The organism is Pseudoalteromonas sp. 68 DY56-GL68 (assembly GCF_041414825.1).
In the GTDB taxonomy this organism is placed as follows: Bacteria; Pseudomonadota; Gammaproteobacteria; order Enterobacterales; family Alteromonadaceae; genus Pseudoalteromonas.
On sequence record NZ_JAOCZL010000021.1, the window covers coordinates 484,245 to 505,257 of the forward strand.

General features: G+C 40.9%; 11 protein-coding genes. 3 read left to right on the forward strand and 8 right to left on the reverse strand.

Annotation, left to right across the window (positions count from 1 at the left end):
- Positions 1–56: 56 nt before the first annotated feature.
- The 3 genes from NYF15_RS16650 to NYF15_RS16660 all read right to left on the reverse strand — a co-directional run bounded on the left by NYF15_RS16650 (position 57) and on the right by NYF15_RS16660 (position 6,300).
- Positions 57–1,907, reverse strand: a complete 1,851-nt coding sequence (locus NYF15_RS16650; protein ID WP_371354167.1) for a glycoside hydrolase family 13 protein — start codon at positions 1,905–1,907, stop codon at positions 57–59.
- Positions 1,908–1,909: 2 nt separating this feature from the next.
- A complete protein-coding gene (locus NYF15_RS16655) occupies positions 1,910–3,406 on the reverse strand; it encodes a tryptophan halogenase family protein (protein WP_371354168.1) in 1,497 nt (498 codons plus the stop codon).
- Positions 3,407–3,510: 104 nt separating this feature from the next.
- Entirely contained in the window at positions 3,511–6,300 is a 2,790-nt protein-coding gene (locus NYF15_RS16660) for a TonB-dependent receptor (protein ID WP_371354169.1), read from the reverse strand.
- A gap of 674 nt (positions 6,301–6,974) precedes the next feature.
- Here NYF15_RS16660 and NYF15_RS16665 point away from each other — a divergent pair.
- Positions 6,975–8,600 carry an alpha-glucosidase family protein gene (locus NYF15_RS16665; RefSeq protein WP_371354170.1) on the forward strand — a complete coding sequence of 542 codons (1,626 nt, stop codon included), beginning with the start codon at positions 6,975–6,977 and terminating at the stop codon, positions 8,598–8,600.
- 59 nt (positions 8,601–8,659) lie between these two features.
- Here NYF15_RS16665 and NYF15_RS16670 read toward each other — a convergent pair whose 3' ends face one another.
- Complete coding sequence (locus NYF15_RS16670; RefSeq protein ID WP_130149732.1) at positions 8,660–9,208, reverse strand: TIGR00645 family protein; 549 nt, start codon at positions 9,206–9,208, stop codon at positions 8,660–8,662.
- Between the two features lie 238 nt (positions 9,209–9,446).
- On the opposite strand from NYF15_RS16670, the gene NYF15_RS16675 reads away from it, so the two are divergent.
- On the forward strand, positions 9,447–9,689 hold the full coding sequence (locus NYF15_RS16675; RefSeq protein ID WP_062568918.1) for a hypothetical protein: 243 nt from the start codon (positions 9,447–9,449) through the stop codon (positions 9,687–9,689).
- Between the two features lie 111 nt (positions 9,690–9,800).
- On the opposite strand, the gene topA is transcribed toward NYF15_RS16675, so the two are convergent.
- Together topA and NYF15_RS16685 are read right to left on the reverse strand one after the other, a co-directional pair.
- On the reverse strand, positions 9,801–12,467 hold the full coding sequence (gene topA, locus NYF15_RS16680; protein WP_341804213.1) for a type I DNA topoisomerase: 2,667 nt from the start codon (positions 12,465–12,467) through the stop codon (positions 9,801–9,803).
- Between the two features lie 306 nt (positions 12,468–12,773).
- Positions 12,774–15,764 (reverse strand): hypothetical protein, encoded by a 2,991-nt coding sequence (locus NYF15_RS16685; protein ID WP_371354171.1) that lies wholly within the window; start codon positions 15,762–15,764, stop codon positions 12,774–12,776.
- A 193-nt stretch (positions 15,765–15,957) separates the two neighbouring features.
- On the opposite strand from NYF15_RS16685, the gene NYF15_RS16690 reads away from it, so the two are divergent.
- On the forward strand, positions 15,958–17,289 hold the full coding sequence (locus NYF15_RS16690; RefSeq protein WP_371354172.1) for a dicarboxylate/amino acid:cation symporter: 1,332 nt from the start codon (positions 15,958–15,960) through the stop codon (positions 17,287–17,289).
- A 51-nt stretch (positions 17,290–17,340) separates the two neighbouring features.
- Here NYF15_RS16690 and sohB read toward each other — a convergent pair whose 3' ends face one another.
- Together sohB and NYF15_RS16700 are read right to left on the reverse strand one after the other, a co-directional pair.
- Positions 17,341–18,357 (reverse strand): protease SohB, encoded by a 1,017-nt coding sequence (sohB, locus tag NYF15_RS16695; RefSeq protein WP_371354173.1) that lies wholly within the window; start codon positions 18,355–18,357, stop codon positions 17,341–17,343.
- A gap of 101 nt (positions 18,358–18,458) precedes the next feature.
- On the reverse strand, positions 18,459–20,891 hold the full coding sequence (locus NYF15_RS16700) for a VolA/Pla-1 family phospholipase (RefSeq protein WP_371354174.1): 2,433 nt from the start codon (positions 20,889–20,891) through the stop codon (positions 18,459–18,461).
- Between the last annotated feature and the right edge of the window lie 122 nt (positions 20,892–21,013).

Below are 21,013 nucleotides of genomic sequence, written 5' to 3' on the forward strand. Positions count from 1 at the left end.
TGTTAAGGGCTGCATACGGACAGTAAATGCATACGTATTCAGCCTATTAGTTGCAATTATTCAAGCTCGATTAAGCGTGCTTGCATAGCTTTTAAGCGGATTGGTGTAGCAAGATCAACGCCCTTTTCGCTGATTAAATCGCGCCCTTTATTATTGCCTTTCAGCACTTCTTGCATGTAGCTTAAATCCCAATCAATGGCTTGTTGGTTTTTGTTCAGAACAACCAATACAGTTTGGCCATTATGCTCTCTCACATAGCTGTAAACGCCTTGCTTTGGCGAAAAATGCATTAAACGACCTTCGCTTAGCGCTGGCTTTTCTTGGCGCAGCTTAAGCAGTTTTTTCATGCTAGCTAACATCTCTTGCTGATCAGCTGAAAGCCCCTTACCTGTGAAAGCATTTGCTTTTTGACCTTTAAAGCCACCAGGGAAGTCAATACGAATATCACCGTGATCATTACTTGGCGTGTTATCAAGCAAAAGCTCTGTGCCGTAATAGATTTGTGGAATACCGCGAGTTGTTAACAGTAGCGTCATGGCCAGTTTCGTTTTTGCTAAGTCTTGACCAAGCTCAGTGTAAACACGACTCATATCATGGTTATCAGCAAACACTAAAATATTATTGGTATCTGCATATAAAAAGTCATTCGCAAGCGATTGATATACTTTTATCCAACCTGTATTCCAGCTTTCTTCTTCGTTAAGTGCTTGGATCAACGCCTCTTGTAATGAAAAGTCCATCACACTTGGCAAATCAGAGGTATAACCATCTTGATTGACTTTGCCGCGCTGCCAATAAGAAGCAATTGCGGGGTTGGCTGTCCACTCTTCGCCAACAATATTAAAGTTCGGATACTCGGTCATAATCGCTTTAGTCCAATCGGCTAGAAACGCTTTATCTGAGTATGAGTAGGTATCAACACGAATGCCGCTTAAATTGGCATATTCAATCCACCAGATGGCATTTTGAATCAAATAAGTAGAGAGTAGCGGCTGGCGCTGATTTAGATCAGGCATCGACTCAACAAACCAACCATCATTAAATTGACGTTTGTCGTATTGGCTCGCGTGAGGGTCTTGAATTGTTTGTCTAGCGTGAGTTGTGGCATTTTTACCGTTTTCAAACTTGCCATCAAAGTTAACCCAATCAGCTGTTGGCATATCAGTCATCCACTGATGCGATGAACCAAAGTGGTTAAGTACCATGTCCATCACTAAACCAATACCATGCTCTTTCGCTTTTGCTGATAAGGTTTTATAAAGCGCATTACTGCCCATACGCGGATCAACTTTGTAAAAGTCAGTAATAGCATAACCATGATACGAATAACTTGGCATGTCGTTTTCAAGCACTGGCGTTAACCAAAGTTGCGTCACACCGAGGTCCTCAAGATAATCTAGGCTGTTAATAATTCCTTGAATATCACCGCCATGACGGCCACCTTTAAAGCTTGGATTTGCAGCCTCCTGCATACCAGCAACGGTGTCGTTACTCGGATCACCATTTACAAAGCGATCAGGGTTGATTAAATAAAGCGTGTCTTTATTTGTAAAACCTTGTCGATCAGCACTTTGCTTATCACGGGCATTTAACGGGTAAGTAAACCTTGTGCCATCTTCAGCTTTAAAAGTCAGTTTTCCCGCCTTTGCATTATCGCTAATGGTTAAATCTAAAAACGCGTAGTTAGGGTTATTCGTTGTTGTGACCCCTTTAAACTCAATGCCTTTGTGAGGCACCATTTGCCACGTTTTGTTAGCAATATTGTTATCGTAAAGCATGACTTGCAACGAGTTATTTTGCATCCCTATCCACCAATTCTCTGGTGACGCGGTAATTGCAAAACTTGCTGTCGAGTTAAAAAGCGTTAATGCGGTGGTTAATACTAAAAATCTTTGTGTTTTTTTCATAATTAATTTTGTACTTTTTCTAAAAATTGACTGTGGCTCGGCAGTTGCTCAACTGCACTATTAATCAAGGTTTTTAAACTACTAAATAGCTCATTTAATTGCTCATCGGATAATGCATCAGCCAATGGGTGTTGATCCTCTGCTATGAGTCCTTGCCCTATCATTACTTGCTGCCATGCAACCTCGGCAAATAATTCATCGTCTTCTCTTATGAGTTTGCCGCTGGTTTTAAATAGCTCAATTTTCTTTTTAAGACCGCTTGGAATATCCATGCCTTTACAAAAACGCCAAAACGCACTGTCATCACGCTCAGTAAGCTTGTAATGAAGAATAATAAAGTCACGAATTCGCTCAAATTCTGTTTTACTTTGTTGATTAAATTCATCCACAAGGCTTTGCTTAATACCTTGATGAGGAAAAAACTTAATTAAACGAATGGCGGCACTTTGAATTAAATGAATACTGGTCGATTCTAATGGCTCTAAAAATCCGCTCGATAAGCCAACCGATACCACATTTTTATGCCACTGCTTTAAACGGCGGCCTGTCTTAAATTTAATAACACGCGGCTCTGTTAGTGGTTTAGCTGGTAAGTAATCCAAAAGCTGTTGCTTTGCCGCTTCGTCTGATAAGAAACGAGATGAATAGACAAGACCGTTCCCTACACGATGTTGTAATGGAATTTGCCACTGCCAACCTGAGTCTCTTGCAATTGAACGTGTATAAGCAATTGCATCAGCAGCTGATTCACTTTGCACGGCAATCGCACTATCACATGGTAACCAGTGTGACCAATCTTCATAGCCGGTATTAAGAGTTTGTTCTATCAATAGAGCACGTAAACCTGTGCAATCAATAAATAAGTCGCCATCAATTTGCTCGCCATTTGTAAGCTGCAAAGAGCGAATATGCCCGCTTTGGTGACATTGATTAACCGATTTAATTTTGCCTTCAATACGTTTAACGCCCCGTGATTGCGCTAATTCTTTTAAGAATTCGCCATATCGAGTGGCATCAAAATGGTAAGCATAATGTAAGCCCGCTAACTGGGTGTTAGGAATGTGTTTAAGGTGGGCAAATTTATGTGCTTTGGCAGCTTGATAGTTAAGCGAAAAATCCCAAAAGTCAGGTGCATTATTAGCGTGATGTGCTTTTAACCAAAAATGATAAAACTCACAAAACGGAAAGTCTTTACCTATCTCACCAAAGGCGTGCATGTAGCTGTGACCTTGGCTGCGCCAATTTTCAAACTCGATGCCTAGCTTAATCGTTGCACCAGTAGCCTTAATAAATTCTTTTTCAGAAATGCCTAGGGCACCATTTAGATGCAAGATGGGTGGAATGCTTGCTTCACCTACACCAACAGTACCAATTTCTGCAGACTCTACTAGCGTGATATCAAGCACTTTGCCTAACACTTTATTGAGTAATGCGGCAGTTATCCACCCTGCTGTGCCACCACCGGCGATTACGACCTTGGTTATTTTTTTTGATTCCATAGTACACCTAACACCAATTTCAATTCATTGAGTGTAGCTCACTGATATAAAAAAGCCCTTGTAAAACAAATCACAAGGGCAATTTCTATCACTGTATTAGCTTATTACAGCTTGTAGCTGAAGCCTAACAGGAATGTACGACCATAGTCTTGGTAATCACGTACTTGAAGTGAGTTATCACCTTGTAGTGATGTGAACGGCTCTTCAGTGATGTTCTGAACTTGGAAAGTGACAGATAAACCGTCAAGACTCTCTACGCCACCTTCACTAAAGTCGTAACCAATTTGTGCATCCCAAATTGTTTCGCCTTTAATATCGACTTGTGTAGTTGCAAAGCCTAAACCGTATACGTCACCTTTAAAGTCGCTACGCTTACGCATGCTAGTACGCGCTTGGAAACCGTTACGCTCAAAGTAAACTGTTAAGCTATCGATTTGGTCAGATAGGCCTGGTAGCTCATATTCATTACCGTTTTGATCTGTAATATCTTGCTCAACACCTGTATGACTTGCGATTAAACCAAAGCCATCAAGTGAATCACTAAACATAGTAAACGGTAGTGTTAACGAAAGCTCATAACCCCAAAGGTCACCAGAACCACCATTTACTTTACCAGAGCCTGTACCCGTTGAAGTTGGTGGAATCTCACCTGTTGATGGGTCAGCAACACCGCTCATATCAATTTCATAAGTACCATCAAAGATCCACTGCGTGATATCTTTATAGAAAAATGCAGCGGCAAAATAACCTTCTTCATGGAAGTAGTTTTCGTAGCTTAAGTCAAAGCCTGTTGCTTCTTTAGGCTCAAGCTCTGGGTTACCACCTGAGACACTCCAGTAGTTTCCATTTTCATCCGGTTGCTGGTTATATGATGCACTTATAGATGCATTCATTTCGTCTAGGCGGGCACGAGAAATCGTTTTCGCAGCGCCGAAACGTACAGTTTGCTCATCATCAATGGCAAATGATAAGTTCAAGCTTGGTAAGAAATGACTGTAGTCATGGCTAATATCTGTTGGTGTAACGACAACTAAGCCATCTACAGTATTGGCTGCAAAACCTTGAGAAGACTGCTCAGTTTTAACATAACGCACACCAATGTTACCTGTTACAGGGATTGAGCCAAGCTCAGCGTTAATATCAGCTTGAGCAAAGAATGCTGTTACTTCTTCTTGTACAGTCCACGATTGTGTCTTGTGCTTTGAGTCAGTTAAACTTTCTTGAAGTAAGCTGTAGTAGCCATCATTCACTAAAGCATTGGTATCATAAGCTACCATATTGCCCATACCAATGAAGTCAAGGCTCGCCGTACCTAAGCGGTATTGCTCTGGGATTGATAACATACCAGGGTTTGAAAGTGAGAAGTCTTTTAACGTCATGAAGTAACCTTCAGACAGTTTGCTCTTCTCACGGTCACGATATGACACACCGAATGACACGCGGCTGACATATGCGTTATCAAGGACTTTGCTTGCAGCAAGCTTCAATGTGCTTAGTTCATCATTGATTTCTGGCGCATTGATAAAGCCATCTTGTGCGGTATTCTCGTATGCTGTACCGGTTAAACCATATTTATCATTCAGTGCAGCACTTGCACCCCATGATAATGGACCACCTAGTTGAATTAAATCGTAATCACTGTAATCAAGGTTATGGCTGAATTGTGCCCCTGTGTTACCGCCGTCGAATACATAACCAATATCATCTGCAATGCCATTTGCATCGCCACGACCTGTACCTGAATAGCTTTCGATACTCCAAATTTGACGTTCAACTTCAGAGCGACTAGCGTCAAACTCTACTGACCAGTCATCACTGATATCGTACTTAGTGTTAAAACCAAATTGAGTTAGCTCAGCGTTACGCTCTTCGTAGTCATTACGCACTACAACGCGTTGACCTTGTGTAACAGCACTGGTGATAAAGCCTGAGTCTGCGTCAACAACAGCTGAACTAGGGTCGATTGAACCTTGACCCCATGCAAATGGAACTTCGATACCACGTAGGATTTTTTCATCCGAAAAATCAACATACAATGCATCGAATGTCATATTTAGACGGTCATTCGGTGCTGCTTCTAACACGAACATGGCTGTATCACGTTCAAGTGTAGATGAGCGAACAAACGGCTTAGCGCCACCTAAGATAGAATAGGTATTACCATCTTCGCCAGTAAATTCTGGGTAGCCCCATGAGTTCCAACGCTTCTCTTGGTTTGGAGAGCTCATCGTGTTGTAAGCAAATGCAATACCGATGGTGTCATCTGCGAACTGATCAATATAAGAAACTGTGCCACGGAACCCTTTATCGTCGCCGTCTGGGTTTAATTTATCAAAGCCTGTTTGCTCATATTGACCGTTGAACATGATAACTTGTTCACCTTTACTTAAAGGTTTTACAGTTTGCATGTCAATTACGCCAGCAATACCCTCTGCTTCAATACCTGCACTCGGTGTTTTATATACAGTTACACCGCTCATGATTTCTGATGGGTAAAGGTCAAATTCAACGCCACGGTTGTCACCAATTGACACCTGTTCGCGACCGTTAAAGGTTGTAGCACTTTCGTTTTCGCTAAAACCACGCACACTTACACGGCTTGCACGTCCGTCTAGACGCTGTGCTGTTAAACCCGGAAGACGCGCGATTGATTCTGCGATTGATGAATCAGGTAACTTACCGATATCTTCTGCTGAGATTGACTCAACGACTTCAGGTGTGAAGCGTTTCGTATTAATAGATTCTACAACACTGCCACGAAAACCTTTTACTTCGATAACCTCAACGTTATCATTTTTTGATTTTTGGTCTTCTTCTGCGGCATACGCTACAAAACTATTTAAACCTGCGGCTGTAAGAGCCAGAGTTAATATACTTGGTTTGAACATAGACATAATGTTTTCCCATTACCCAAATTGTAATGCCAACGTGATGCAGTTATCTGTTTCAGAAAAGCTGTTATTCGCTGACTGATTTTGTTGTCGAGATGAATATTAACGCTCAGCTTATTTTCTTAACAAATTTATGCATACGTATTCAGACTAGTTCATGCAATTTAAATTTAACAAATAATTTACAGTTAAAATAGTTAAGCCACTGATTAATATTTATTTATTATCAAAGCTGGGCAAGAAAGTGTGAATGAAACAAAATTGTCTTACTTTTAGCTCCCAAACTGGGGCCTGACTGTAAAAGCTAATACTTACTTGTGATCAAGAAAGGTAAAAAAACGATTACTCTTGATTCAACACAAGGAATGTTAATTGGTCATACCAAAAAACTTGTTGCACCAACTTGTGACAAGTCAGCTATTTTATGCACCACAGTGGATTTTTAGTTGTATTTTTTAGGACAGTAAAAAATTGGTAAAGAATTTCGCATTAAAAATTAATTCAACACACTCGAATAGCATTAATAAATTATGCTGAGTTAAAACGTTAATTTAACGTGCATACGTATGCAGAGTTTTTACAGCCTAACCCCCTTCACGTATGCTTTTGACATTCTGGTAACCCTTGTGAGGTTACCTCTCAGTTTACAGACACTGAATGTCACGATGGAGAAAAACATGACTCAAAAGCAGTGGTATAAAGGTGCGGTTATATACCAAGTTTACCCGCGCAGCTTTCAAGACACTAATGGCGATGGCATTGGCGATATCAAAGGTATAATTGATCGTATCGATTACATCAAGAGCCTTGGCGTAGATGCAATTTGGGTCTCACCTTTTTTTAAATCACCAATGAAAGATTTTGGTTACGACATCAGTGACTACCGTGACATAGACCCTATCTTTGGTAACCTCGATGACTTTGATGAGTTAATTGCACAAGCACACCAACGTGATATTAAGATTATTATTGATCAAGTATTAAGCCATACATCTGATCAACATCAATGGTTTCTTGATAGCCGTGAAGATAAGACTAACGACAAATCTGATTGGTATGTTTGGGCAGATGCAAAGCCTGATGGTACGCAACCAAATAACTGGTTATCAATCTTTGGTGGTCCTGCATGGCAGTGGGAGCCTCGCCGTGGCCAATATTACTTACATAACTTTTTTGCTGAGCAGCCAGATTTAAACTTCCATAATCCTGAAGTACGTAAAGCGGTATTAGACAATGTTGAGTTTTGGTTGAAAAAAGGCGTTGATGGCTTCCGCTTAGATGCTATTAACTTCTGTTATCACGACGCACAATTACGTGATAACCCTGCTAAGCCCCCTGAAAAACGTCAAGGTCGTGGCTTTAGCGAAGACAACCCGTATGCGTTCCAGTATCACTATTACAACAACACGCAACCCGAAAACCTGAGCTTTATGCAAGACATTCGTGCCCTTTTGAATAAATACCCAGGTACTGTTGCATTAGGTGAGATCTCATCAGAAGACTCATTAGCGACGATGGCTGAATACACATCAGGCGGTGACAAGCTGCATATGGGCTATAGTTTTGAGCTACTAACCAATGACTACAGCGCAGAATATATTCGCACAACCGTCAACACGTTAGAGCAACGCATGACAGAAGGCTGGCCTTGTTGGGCATTTAGCAACCACGACGTAGAGCGTGTAGCTAGCCGCTGGAGTCAAGGTGAAAAAATTGAGCCACAGCAATGTAAAATGTTAACCGCCCTACTTGCTTCATTACGCGGTAGCGTATGTATGTATCAAGGTGAAGAGCTAGGTTTGGGTGAAGCCGAAGTCGCATTTGAAGATTTACAAGACCCATATGGCATTACATTCTGGCCAAATTTTAAAGGCCGTGACGGCTGTCGTACTCCTATGCCATGGGATGCAAGTGATGCAGATCAAGCAGGCTTTTCTACAGTCAAACCTTGGTTACCAGTGGGTGATGCTCACAAGATTGCTGCGGTAAATACGCAAGATCAAGATAAAGATTCAATTTTAAATGCCTATCGTGAGTTTATGGCATGGCGTAAAGATAAAAACGTACTGTTAGAAGGCGATATTGAATTTATAGATACGCAAGAGCCAGTGCTTGCTTTTTACAGAACGCTTAACGAGACTAAAATGCTTTGTGTATTCAACTTAGGTGCACAAAGTAGCGAACTGACAATCTCTGATACTGTATCTTTACAGCATACTGAGATCTCACATCACACAGCTGAATTAAACAATAATACAGTCACTCTGCCCGGGTTCGGTTGCTTTTATGCAACCCTGAATTAAAAATCAGTTGTTAAAGCCAAGCCCTGCAATTGCAGGGCTTTTTTATGATTGTAGCGCTATCAATGATTCATCGTTTTACTGTTAATGTAATCCGTTAAAGCAAATAACACCCCAGAGACCACAAATGTGACATGAATTATTACTTTCCAAAGTAGTTCATCTGTGGAGTGATTATTCGAGCTAATAAACACCTTTAAGAGCTCAACAGCGGAGATGGCTACAATTGCACTAATCAATTTCATTTTCAGGCCTGAGAAACCTACTTTGCCCATCCACACTGGCCTGTCTTCATGGTTTTCTATATTCAACTTTGAGACAAAGTTTTCATAACCACTGAAGATGATAATAAGTAGCAATCCTGCTAATAAGGCAGTGTCTACTAAGGTTAAAATACCAACTAGCAACTCTTGATTTGATGCGGTAAACGTATTTAAGGCCATGCTGTACAAATATTTAAAGAACTTTAGTAGTAACAAAACAACAGCGACTAATAAGCCAATAAAGAACGGCGCTAATAACCAACGCGACCGAAAAATAAAACTCTCAACAACTTGCTCTACCTTGGTCGGCACTTTCTTTACTTTTGAATTTGTCACTTGCTCAGACATAACTAGATTCACTTTCCTTTTAAAATTAACGAGATAATACGTGCAACTACCGGCATATTTCCAGCATTGTAGATAAAAATATTGGTCATTTTTTGCTTATCTTTACGATAAAAAAATTTCGTTATCTTTTTTAGAGATTTAGTTTATAAATTCACTCAAGCAAAGTGAGTTACACATTGCGCACCATTACTGTGTGATAAGCCAGTAATAATTAATTATGTTGATTAGGAATAATTAGATGAAAAAAGCATTGCTAGCACTGATTTTGGCGCCGGTATTAACTATGTCTGCATCAAATGCAATCGCTAACGAAGCACCTGAAGCATCAGCTGAAATGATCAAAGAATACACTGAAATGTGTTTAAACTGGGCTAAAGATGATGACATCAGCAATGACGAGCTTAAACCTTACGTTTTAAAGTGCGTGAATGATGAGCTTGAGGCAGAAGGCTACAAAAAAGTAAACGACGTACAAATCTAGCATTAAAAATTCAGATAAAAAAACCGGAGTTGACACAAAGAGGTGCACTCCGGTTTTTTATTTCGCTAATATTAATTCACTTAATTAAGCGAATTAATATAACAAGAAACGTTACTTTTTAGCTTTGCTGGCCGCTTTTTTCTTAGCGGGAGCTTTCTTTTTACTCTCTTCTACCCATTTGCCATTTTGGTAGTGGGCTGTCCAGCCTGTTGCTTTACCGTCGACTTCACTCATAACATACTGTTCTTTGTTTTTACGACTGTAACGTACTACAGCAAGGTTACCATCAGGGTCTTGCGTCGGTGCTTCAGCTAAATAATAAAACTTCTCTGAAATACGATCTTTAAAACGCTTAAGCTCTTCAACTTTTGGCGCTCGCGTTTCACGTGATTTAGGAAAAGTATTTGCAGCTAAGAAAATACCGGATGCGCCGTCCCTTAGGACAAAATAAGCTTCTGACTTTTCACACTCGAGCTCAGGTAAATGAACCGGATCTTCTTTTGGTGGCGCGGCTTCGCCATTTTTAAGTAACTTACGCGTATTCTTACACTCTTCGTTACTACAGCCGAAATATTTACCAAAACGACCTGACTTTAACTGCATGTCTGAACCACATTTATCACATTCGATAATTGGGCCGTCGTAACCTTTAATTTTAAAGGTGCCTTGCTCAACAATATATCCCTTACACGCAGGGTTGTTACCACACACATGCAACTTGCGTGTTTCATCAATTAAGTATGAATCCATCGCCGTTTCACAAATAGGACAACGCTTCATTTGCATTAATGTTTCTGTTTCAACATCTTCTACATCAGCAGCAATCGCTTCATCGCCTGGCACCAAATTCATGGTTGTTGTACAACGTTCTTTCGGTGGTAAGTTATACCCCGTACAACCTAAGAACACACCCGTTGAGGCGGTACGAATACCCATTTTACGGCCACAGGTTGGACAGTCGATATCTGTTTCAACCATCTGGTTTTGGCGCATTCCGCCTTGCTCTTCATCTCCAGAGGCTATTTCTAACTGCTTAGAAAAGTCTGCGTAGAATTTATCAAGCACCTGTGTCCAAACACGTTCACCTTCAGCAATATCATCTAATCGACCTTCCATTTTAGCGGTGAAGTCGAAATTCATGAGATCTTCAAAGTTTTCTACTAAGCGGTCAGTAACAATCTCTCCCATTTTCTCAGCAAAGAAACGACGATTCTCAACACGTACATAGCCACGGTCTTGAATCGTTGAGATAATGGATGCGTATGTCGATGGGCGACCAATACCACGCTTTTCAAGTTCTTTAACTAAACTAGCTTCGCTAAAGCGAGCTGGTGGTTTAGTGAAATGCTGTTTAGGATCAAGCTCAACAAGAGTGAGAACTTCACCCTCTTTCACCGCAGGTAATGATTGATCTTCTTCATTTTTCTTGCGCACAGCAGGCTGAACTTTTGTCCAACCGTCAAAGCGAAGTACACGACCTTTCGCTTTCAATTGATAATCACCAGCAGCCACTGTCAGAGTTGTTAAATCGTACTCTGCAGGCACCATTTGGCATGCCACAAATTGACGCCAGATTAACTCGTACAGCTTTTTAGCGTCTGCTTCAACACCATCTAAATGTCCAGACAGCACCGTTACACTTGAAGGACGAATTGCTTCGTGCGCTTCTTGTGCATTGCCCTTTGAGCTATAGCTGATAGGTGCCTTTGGTAAGTATTTATCACCAAATTGCTCTGAAACGTAATCACGACACATTTCAACCGCATCTTTTGACAAGTTAGTTGAATCGGTACGCATATAGGTAATATGACCCGCTTCATACAGACGCTGTGCCAACATCATGGTTTTCTTAACACCATAACCTAAGCGGGTACTTGCAGCTTGTTGCATCGTTGAGGTAATAAACGGTGCGCTTGGTCTACTCTTACTTGGCTTTTCTTCAACACTGATAACTTTGTATTCAGCATTTTCAAGCTCATTAACCGCAGACATTGCCTGTGTTTCATTAACGGGCTTAAATGCTTTATCAGCGTGTTTGGTAACTTCTAATCGTAATGCTGATTCGGTATTTTTAACATCAGCGTGAATATCCCAAAACTCTTCAGGTATGAAGGCTTTGATTTCACGCTCACGTTCAACCAGTAAGCGAACTGCAACAGACTGTACGCGGCCGGCTGATAACCCTCGAGCTACTTTCGCCCAAAGTAGTGGCGAAACCATGAAACCAACAACACGGTCTAAGAAACGGCGAGCTTGTTGTGCATACACCATGTCAGTGTTCAGTTCACCCGGTGTTTCGAAAGCTTGTTGAATTGCATTCTTGGTAATTTCGTTAAAAACAACACGCTTATATTTTTCTGGCTCACCACCAATAATTTGCTCGAGGTGCCATGCAATAGCTTCCCCCTCTCTATCCAAATCGGTTGCGAGATAAACTTGATCAGCATTCTCTGCCAGTTTTTTTAATTCCTGAACGACCTTTTCTTTACCTGGTAGCACTTCGTAGTGTGGTTCCCACCCTTTTTCAGGGTCGATTCCCATACGGGCAACCAAGTTTTTATAATCGCGTTGCTTTTTATAGGCAGCTTTGTCTTCGGGTGACATTTTGCGAACTTCAGCAGGTGTTTTTGTTGCTGCCGTTTTTGCTTTGCCTGAACCTGAAGTCGGTAGATCACGTACATGCCCAACACTGGACTTAACGATAAAATCATTACCTAAGTATTTATTAATTGTTTTAGCCTTTGCTGGAGACTCTACAATTACAAGTGATTTTCCCATAGCTGCCTATTTCTGACCAAGAATTTTAAAGTTTTTTGCTCCTATAAATGTATATCCATCACATTATCTAAATAAGTATGATTTATTAACATTAGAGCACGAATATTTATAGGTATATCTACAAACACCAATTGTTACAAGCTTTTAATCGAAACTTTTCGATATTGACTGAATAATTAAACAATTTTTGTTGCTATTTTAGACAAATTAGCATTTTGCGGTATTTTTATGGGGAATATATAGAACAGCAACAAAAATGCCAACCTTATGGCTGGCATTTTTTAAAAATTATCTTAAAACGAAAGATTATCTGTCATCAAAAATTGCAATTGATTTACTGACAGTTTTGCTTCCACCAAGCTGGTTTTCAAACTCAAACGTTATCGTTAGTACGCCATCTTGATCTTGGTTACCATCCGTTTCTCGCGCAATTCTGACATCCGAATACATAGTTGTATCGCGATTTGTGCTAGGAATCGACTCTTGGTGCTGAATAATAGAAAAGTCACCATTATTAGCAGAAATCGACACGCGTGTACCTGCAGGTAACGGATTGCCAAATTCATCACTGTAATAAATACGAATATTTATACCAGCTAAACCAACATCGAGTGTTTCAGGGTCAGTTTCATCAGGGTCGTTCGCATCAAAGTCTGGATTTGGACGCGCAGCAACAGATAAATCAAGTTCTGCAACATCACACCACTGTGGTGCATCAGAGACCTCAAACTGACCAGCCAAAGAATTTGAACAATCAGCAGGGACTAAAACTTCAAAAGGCGGTGACACGACATCATCTGATTTTAAAACAGCAAAACGTACGTACGGTTCATCACCTGACATGACAAGTTCGATTTGTCGGCGAACCTCTATTAACTCGCGCGTACATTGCCCTGCGTTAAATGCAGCTTCGCTACATAGCAAGCCATTGTATTTACCGTCAGCATCGTCATAAACACCATTGTTGTTAAGATCGCGCCATGTTTCGTTATGACCACCACGCGAGTTTTTCTCTGAACATGGGTCTGAATCAGCGTCATAGTCTTCACGATTAGCATCGCTACAATTGGCCTTATCGAAGCTGTTGTTTTCGTTATGGTCGTTGAAAGCTTCTGGTAAATCATATAAAGCGTAATATTCACCAATATCAAACAAACCATTACGACGAGTTACATCAGCTGTCGTTTCTTCATCCTCAAAGTTTTCTTGTCCTTTTGCAACAGCAAGAATACTTGTTCGGCCTCCGCGCACAACCCCTTCAGGATCATTTTTAGCACGCAATAAAGTACCTATACATGGTGCTGCATTACCAAAGTAAGGGTCACAGTTAACGCGCTCTGTTATTGGGTTTACCCCTTCAGTAGTTGCAGGGTTACCGTCAATTTCACCAATGCGATTGCCCCATTTATAATCATAAAAAGGTCTTTCACCTTGCGAGCGCCATGTAATTTCACACAAAGCATTATTAGTGCGACAAACAGATTCACGATTTTGCGGACCGATAACACCTGATTCTGTTAGTACCGTTGCTTCAACTCCGTCACTATTAAACTGATTAAATTGATCACCAAAATACACGGTTAATGGAATTGTTATACCATTATAGTTAAGTGCGTTAGGGTTAAATTCAGTCGGGCTCAGGTCAAAGCTATTTTGGTCAGTCACCCCTGAGTACAGTGCTAGTTGTGATGAAACAGCATTAATTTGTTCAGCCAGTGGAACTAAATGAAGCGTTCCATCTGGGCAAATTTCGTTGTTGGGCTCTGCGCTACAAAGTTCTACTTCATCAGTCCAACAAGATAAATCATCACCTTCTGGTAAAGCGGCAACATCCTCTTTTGATACAAAACATGCTTTAACAACAAGCGGCCCTGGCACAATACCCGATGTAACCGTAGTTTGTACTACACCATTATTATCTGTGTTAGCACTGCGCTGTGTAAGCTTAGCCAAGCCAACTGAATCAGTTAATTTAAAATCAATACGCTGTTGCGGTGAAACAATGCCATCAGCATCAAGTAGACGAAAACGTACGACTGATTGAGTTGGTAAACCGCCTTCACCTGGAGGGAGTGCAATAACTGGTTCTGATACATCAATAAATTGGATAGATTGAACAGCAGACACTTCAACAGGAATCGTCGTTGAGGCCGTAAAGTTTTTACCGCCTGTTTCAACAGTAATATTTACCACATCATCAATTGAACAACCATTTGCCCTATAAGTAGAACTGGCAATACCCCCAGATGATTTGACAGATGCGTCAATCGTTGAGTCGTTGCTCGCAACGCATGTAGAACTAAATTCCACATCTGTTGGTGTAGTGTATAAGTTTCCTTCTTCATCACGAAGAGTTACTTCTATAACAGTACTCCCCCCTGCTTTTAACGGGATTACGTTACCATTGCCATCAAAATTTAAGCCGTTATCTACATCTAAAGTAAGATCAGCAATACCAACAGCAAAGTTGATATTTGCTGATTCATCCAAAGACGAAACTGAAATAGTTCCAGCGCCGCCGGTATTACCCGGTTGCAATTTAAGCAGTGCAATACCAAAGTTATCAGTTAATGCTCTGCCAGATGAAGGAAGAACGGAACCGAGATCAGTCGTTACATCGACAAGTGCGTTCGCAACGCCATCACCACTTTGCTCGTCTGTGACTGCAACGAATAAATCACCTAGCTCTGCAGAAGAAATAGAATTAGAGACAGTACAACCAGATGCTTGTGAAGTTGGGTCTAACCTAACGTTATTTCTATTTTCATCCCATGAAGAGTTACAGCCAGTTAGCAATGAAACCGAGACTGAATACTGAGCCAATTCAGTTGATGCATCATCACCATTTGATATAAAACCAGCAACTTGCGTGATTGTTTCACCATTGTCATTCATATAGCTGGCAAGCACTTGTCCAGCCCCTTTTGAATCACCACTGCTCAATGTAACAGAGGCTTCACCACTACTGTTTGTTAGAGCCGTACCGAGAACAGGCGTTATTCTGCCTGTAAAATTTGTTGTAAATGAAATTAGCTGACCATTTAGAGGCGTCCCTGCGTCAAGCAAGGTTGCCGTTACAGTTCCTTTGTTATCTTTACTAACAGGGTTGTCGACTGTGAACTGCGAGCCATTTACATCACGGATTGATAAGCTCAAGGTTACGTTTTCTACAACCTCAGGGTCTACCGTTTCTGAACCATCTAAAGACCCACCGTCTTTTTCTAATGAACCACCACCGCCACAAGCGGCTAATAATGAGCTAAAAGCTATAATACTCAGCCATCGCAATAAAGGCATCGACTTCTCCCTAGTTAGCTATTTCTATGCTTAATTTGTTGTTTACCTAATATTAACCTAAAACCTGAACGAATATCATAATTTTTTCATTCAATTCAGGACGAAATAATTTCAATATTTAGCGATTTTTTCTGTATAAAAATTTACATGCTGGTAGGCTATGGCAAAATTTATAAAAATATAGATTAGGTGTATGTCAAAAGTCCGTTCATTGAGTCTCACATCTCGCATCATGATTGGTATGGTGTTGGGTGTAGTAGTAGGTTTTATTTTTCAGGCAATTTTAGCGGGTGAAGACGATTTCCTTATCCCATTAGGGTTATTCTCTTTGCCTATTAAAGCATTTTTTGTCGATGGTATTTTTCACGTTGGTGGGCAAATATTCATTGCTAGTTTAAAGATGCTCGTTGTGCCTTTAGTATTTGTCTCACTTGTATGTGGTACATGTAGCTTAAGTGACCCTAAAAAGCTTGGCCGCTTAGGCGGAAAATCAATCTTACTGTATTTATTTACCACTGCTATCGCTATTACCGTCGCAATTACACTCGCATTGATATTTAACCCAGGTGAAGGTATTAACTTACCATCTGATGCTAATTACAGTGCAAAAGAAGCGCCGACACTGGCTCAAGTGATCATCGGCATGTTCCCGACTAACCCTATTGATGCGATGGCCAGTGGCAATATGCTTCAAGTTATTGTATTTGCATTGTTATTTGGCATTGCAATGGCACTTAGTGGGAAAGCTGGAAAACGTGTCGCGAGCGTATTTGAAGACTTAAATACCGTTATCTTAAAACTAGTGACTTTATTAATGAATATTGCACCGTACGGTGTTTTCTTCTTAATGGCGAAACTATTTACCACTATTGATTTGAAACTAATTAAAAGCCTCGCTCTTTACTTTAGTATTGTTGTGTTGGCCTTATTTATCCATGGCTTAGTTAACTACAGTATTCTTCTCAAAGTATTAACGGGCCTAAACCCAGTAACCTTCTTGAAGAAAATGAAAAATGCATGTTTATTTGCCTTCAGTACCTCAAGTTCAAGTGCGACAATGCCTATCACTTTAGAGACGGCGAACAAAAAACTAGGTGCACATAACTCAGTTGCTTCTTTCACGGTTCCATTAGGTGCAACCATCAACATGGATGGTACGGCTATCATGCAAGGTGTTGCGACTGTGTTCATCTCTCAAGTTTTTGCAGTCGACTTATCTATTTCTGATTACTTAATGGTTATTCTAACGGCAACACTTGCGTCAGTGGGCACAGCAGGCGTACCAGGTGTTGGTTTGATTATGTTAGCCATGGTTTTAAACCAAGTTGGTCTTCCTGTTGAAGGGATTGCAATCATTATTGGTGTGGACCGTTTACTTGATATGACACGCACTGCGGTTAACGTGACAGGTGACTGTATGGTGACATGTGTTGTTGCAAAGTCTGAAGGGCAATTAGACGAAGATGTTTTTAACGACCCTGATGCAGCAAAAGACTTAGAAGATTATCATAAGTCTATAAACTAGATTCACCATTAAAAAACCCGCATATTAATGCGGGTTTTTTATCGCTTTTCGTTAAGGGTTCATTCCTTTAAAGCGGGAGACTAAATTAATTCCAGCCTTACTAATACTTGTACTCAAACCGATTGCCAGTTTATCGCTTAAGTTCTTTTTGATTTTGTATTTCACTTTGTAAATCTGACGATCACTCGCCTGACTTAAGAGGATATCATCACTGGTATCTATTCTATCAACAAGCCCTTTATCAAAGGCTTGAGTAGCAAACCAATGTTCGCCTGTTGCAACTGAATCTATATCAAGTGAAGGTCGTTGCTCGCTAACAAAAGCTTTGAATAAACCATGAGTTTGCTCTATTTCCTCTTTAAACTTTTCGCGCCCTTTATCTGTGTTTTCGCCAAATAATGTTAGTGTGCGCTTGTATTCACCCGCAGTAATTTGTTCGTATTCAACATCATTCTTTTTCAGTATTTTGTTAAAGTTAGGAATTTGAGCTATCACTCCAATAGAGCCAACAATAGCGAAAGGAGCTGCAACTATTTCATTCGCCACACATGCCATCATATAACCACCACTGGCAGCAACTTTATCAATGGTAATCGTTAGGTGAATTCCTGCATTACGAAGGCGTTGTAATTGTGAAGCAGCCAAACCATAACCATGAACAACCCCACCACCGCTTTCTAAGCGAACGAGTACTTTATCTTTTTCTTTATCAGCAATAGTAAGAATTGCTGTAATTTCTTCACGTAAACTGTCTACTTCATGGGCATCTACGCTACCATTGAAGTCGATGACATACAGACGAGCTTTTTTCTCATCACTTGAGGCTTTTTTGCTCTTAGCCTTTTGCTGTTTTAAATGCGCTTTGAGCTCTTTTTTTGAAAGGGTGTTCTCAATAAAGCTTTGTTTTAGATCCTCCAGCTGCTCACTTAAGTCATCTATTTGTATTTCGCCCTTTTTCGATTTTGGCTTTGCTGCTGCACCAACCGCAATTGCGACAATGATTGCTATGGCAATAACAAAGGTGATGGTTTTGGCGAAAAACAGCCCATATTCGTATAAAAATTCCAAACAAATTCTCCACTTAATGTTAGTTCGCCACAATTTAACATGCTTTTTCATAAAAAAAAGCCACATGATGTGGCTTTTTACTTAATTGGTTAATTTAGTTTTTAGTCAGTGACTACATCAGTATTAGTGACTTGCAAGTACTGACCACGGCTCGCTAAGAAAGTGGCTATTTGCAATTGCATTTCAGACGTTGCAGCTGCACTTTCCTGTGCAGTAGCGCCTGAATCAGGCGTAGCAACAGGCGTTAATACCGAACTGTGATGACCCTTAGTAAATTTCACAACATAGCTCATAGGCTCCGCTGTTGGCCCCTGAGATTGAGCCACTGTTGCTAAGCCCATCAAGTTAGCGAGCGGTAAACTGCCTGCAATAGGGTTAGAAGCTACCATAGGTGGAATAACCTGGTCAGGCTTATTGTTAGCGCCATCACCAACAACGACACTCATATATGTTGGCGTGCCAAGTGCCGCAACTGATGCTGCGTAATTAGTAGGATCACCACTATCAAGGGCTGTCTGTGCCGCAAAAGCAAATTGTGTTACTACCCCTTGAATATTTGCTAGTTTTGCTGTTTCACCCGCCATTGTTAATGAACCAATGTACTCTTTGTAACCACAGCTAACATAAGCGGTTTGATCTGCTGCTAGCGTGCCACAGTTAGACACAGCTTCGTTTTGTAGGTACGAGCTAAATTCTGCAGACTCACTAATGCCAGCAGCAAGTAACACCGAGCCTTGAACGAATGGACCAAACGTTGCCGAATCAATTAGGAAGCTTGCAATACCGCCACCGCCACTGGCAAGTGCAACACTCTTAACATTGAAAAGTGGATCAACCTGAGGATCAAGAGGATTATTCGTCACTGCAACAAAAGCAGGCGCAACAACTGAACCAAGTGAATGTCCCACGAATGACACATCTTGAGTATTTAAATCAGTCGCACCAGAAAAGTTTAAACCTAAGCGTAAACCCAATAAATCAGCAACTGATTGACGTAAACTGTCTCGTGCTACAAGTAGAGACTGTAAATTCATGTAACTTAGCACTGAGCCCGTTGATGCGTTGAAGTCATCGACACCATCTCCATTTACATCAACACCACGCTCACCATGCATTGGGTGGTCGATAGCAGCCGTTGCAAAACCTTGGATAGAAAGTTGAGCAGTTATTGCTAACATATCTTCTTTCTTAGACGTAATACCGTGCTGAAGAATCACTACCGGCCAGCCACCTTCAGGCATTGCTAAAGCATCTAGACCGATTTGGCTTCGAACAAAGTTGATCACGGGTAAAATAGGCTTAGTAATTTGAACCGGTACATTCGCAATGCTTTGCGTTTTAGGGATTGTATTGTATTTGGTTAAGTGCTTAGTTTGGTCAAGGCCTAAGTCGCGTAACTTGCCACCACTAAGTGCCATACATAAAGCATCATTCTCACTAATTGGATCTGTTGGGAACGATGCACCTGCTGAAGAGGCGTAACCAAGTACCGCTACACCGCTGTCACACATACCTTGCCAGTATGTCGCAGCTAAATCACTTACCTCAGTGCCTGTTGGTGTTGCAAGGTACATAGGTAGCATTACACTGCCTTTTTGATACTGAACCCCAGCAAAAGCAGGTGACAAACCTGTTACCCCTTGTGACGCAAATACTTGTTCGACAGTAATTACCGGTTGCTCAGGAATTTGTACCGTCGGTCTTGGTAAAGCCGCTTGCGTTAAACTTGCTGCAAGTAATTGTTTGACTGTGCCAAGTACTTGACCTGCCGACTGCATGGTCATAGCCGCACTAAAAATGATTTCATCTTTAGAAATTGCACCACCTGATGTTACAGCGTTTTCATAACTATTGATAACCGCTTGTAACGATTTTTGTGCGTCTGTAATAAGGGTTGTTTCTTCACTAACCAACGCATAAGTAGATGATGGCTCAATTGAGCGACCTTCTGAGTCCATTAGCGAGGTTGTTAAAACATTGATGTAGCTACTACCTGCTTTAAACGGTTTCAATGGTATAACAGCAACAGCATCACCAGAGCCTTGGGTAATAAAATCGACACCAAATGTGAGCTCTGACACTAATTTACAGGCAATACCTGCAGGTACTTGTGAGCATGCTTCATCCGTTTGGCTGGCTCCCATAACGACTTCAAAAATACGCACTGCGCCTGGTGAGGCAGCAGATGTAGCATCTAAGCTAACACCCGCAGGAAAAGTAAGATCGATTTTAAACGGAGTTTGTGTAGACCAACCATCTAGTGCACCTAATGCTAACTGCGGATCGGCATAGGCAGCACGCTCTACGCTCACATTATTCTCATCAAGTTCACCAGGAATATTAAGCGTGCCATCAAGTGTGCCACTCATGAGTAAATCGTTGGGTACAGAGATAACACCATTAGCAGGATCAAACTTAACTGTCGCGGTTGGCACAATGGGGGGATTGTCATTTTTTACATCTTCTAATGTTTCTCCTCCACCGCAACCTGTAATGGCTGTTGCAACGGCCAGTGAAAGTAGCATTTTTTTCATAATATCGCTCCGCGAAAATCTTATTGTTATTGTGTGTTCATATTTAAAAGTAGCTAAAAAGATACCTTTAGTTAAGTTAATTTAATGTAATTAGGTTATTAATAAGACATTAGACCAGTTAA

Coding starts and splice junctions, on each gene's coding strand:
- NYF15_RS16700 (WP_371354174.1), bottom strand. CDS start 20,891: ATGAAAAAAATGCTACTTTCACTGGCCGTTGCAACAGCCATTACAGGT.
- NYF15_RS16675 (WP_062568918.1), top strand. CDS start 9,447: ATGAAAAAAGCATTGCTAGCACTGATTTTGGCGCCGGTATTAACTATG.
- NYF15_RS16655 (WP_371354168.1), bottom strand. CDS start 3,406: ATGGAATCAAAAAAAATAACCAAGGTCGTAATCGCCGGTGGTGGCACA.
- NYF15_RS16670 (WP_130149732.1), bottom strand. CDS start 9,208: ATGTCTGAGCAAGTGACAAATTCAAAAGTAAAGAAAGTGCCGACCAAG.
- NYF15_RS16660 (WP_371354169.1), bottom strand. CDS start 6,300: ATGTCTATGTTCAAACCAAGTATATTAACTCTGGCTCTTACAGCCGCA.
- NYF15_RS16650 (WP_371354167.1), bottom strand. CDS start 1,907: ATGAAAAAAACACAAAGATTTTTAGTATTAACCACCGCATTAACGCTT.
- topA (WP_341804213.1), bottom strand. CDS start 12,467: ATGGGAAAATCACTTGTAATTGTAGAGTCTCCAGCAAAGGCTAAAACA.
- NYF15_RS16665 (WP_371354170.1), top strand. CDS start 6,975: ATGACTCAAAAGCAGTGGTATAAAGGTGCGGTTATATACCAAGTTTAC.
- NYF15_RS16685 (WP_371354171.1), bottom strand. CDS start 15,764: ATGCCTTTATTGCGATGGCTGAGTATTATAGCTTTTAGCTCATTATTA.
- NYF15_RS16690 (WP_371354172.1), top strand. CDS start 15,958: ATGTCAAAAGTCCGTTCATTGAGTCTCACATCTCGCATCATGATTGGT.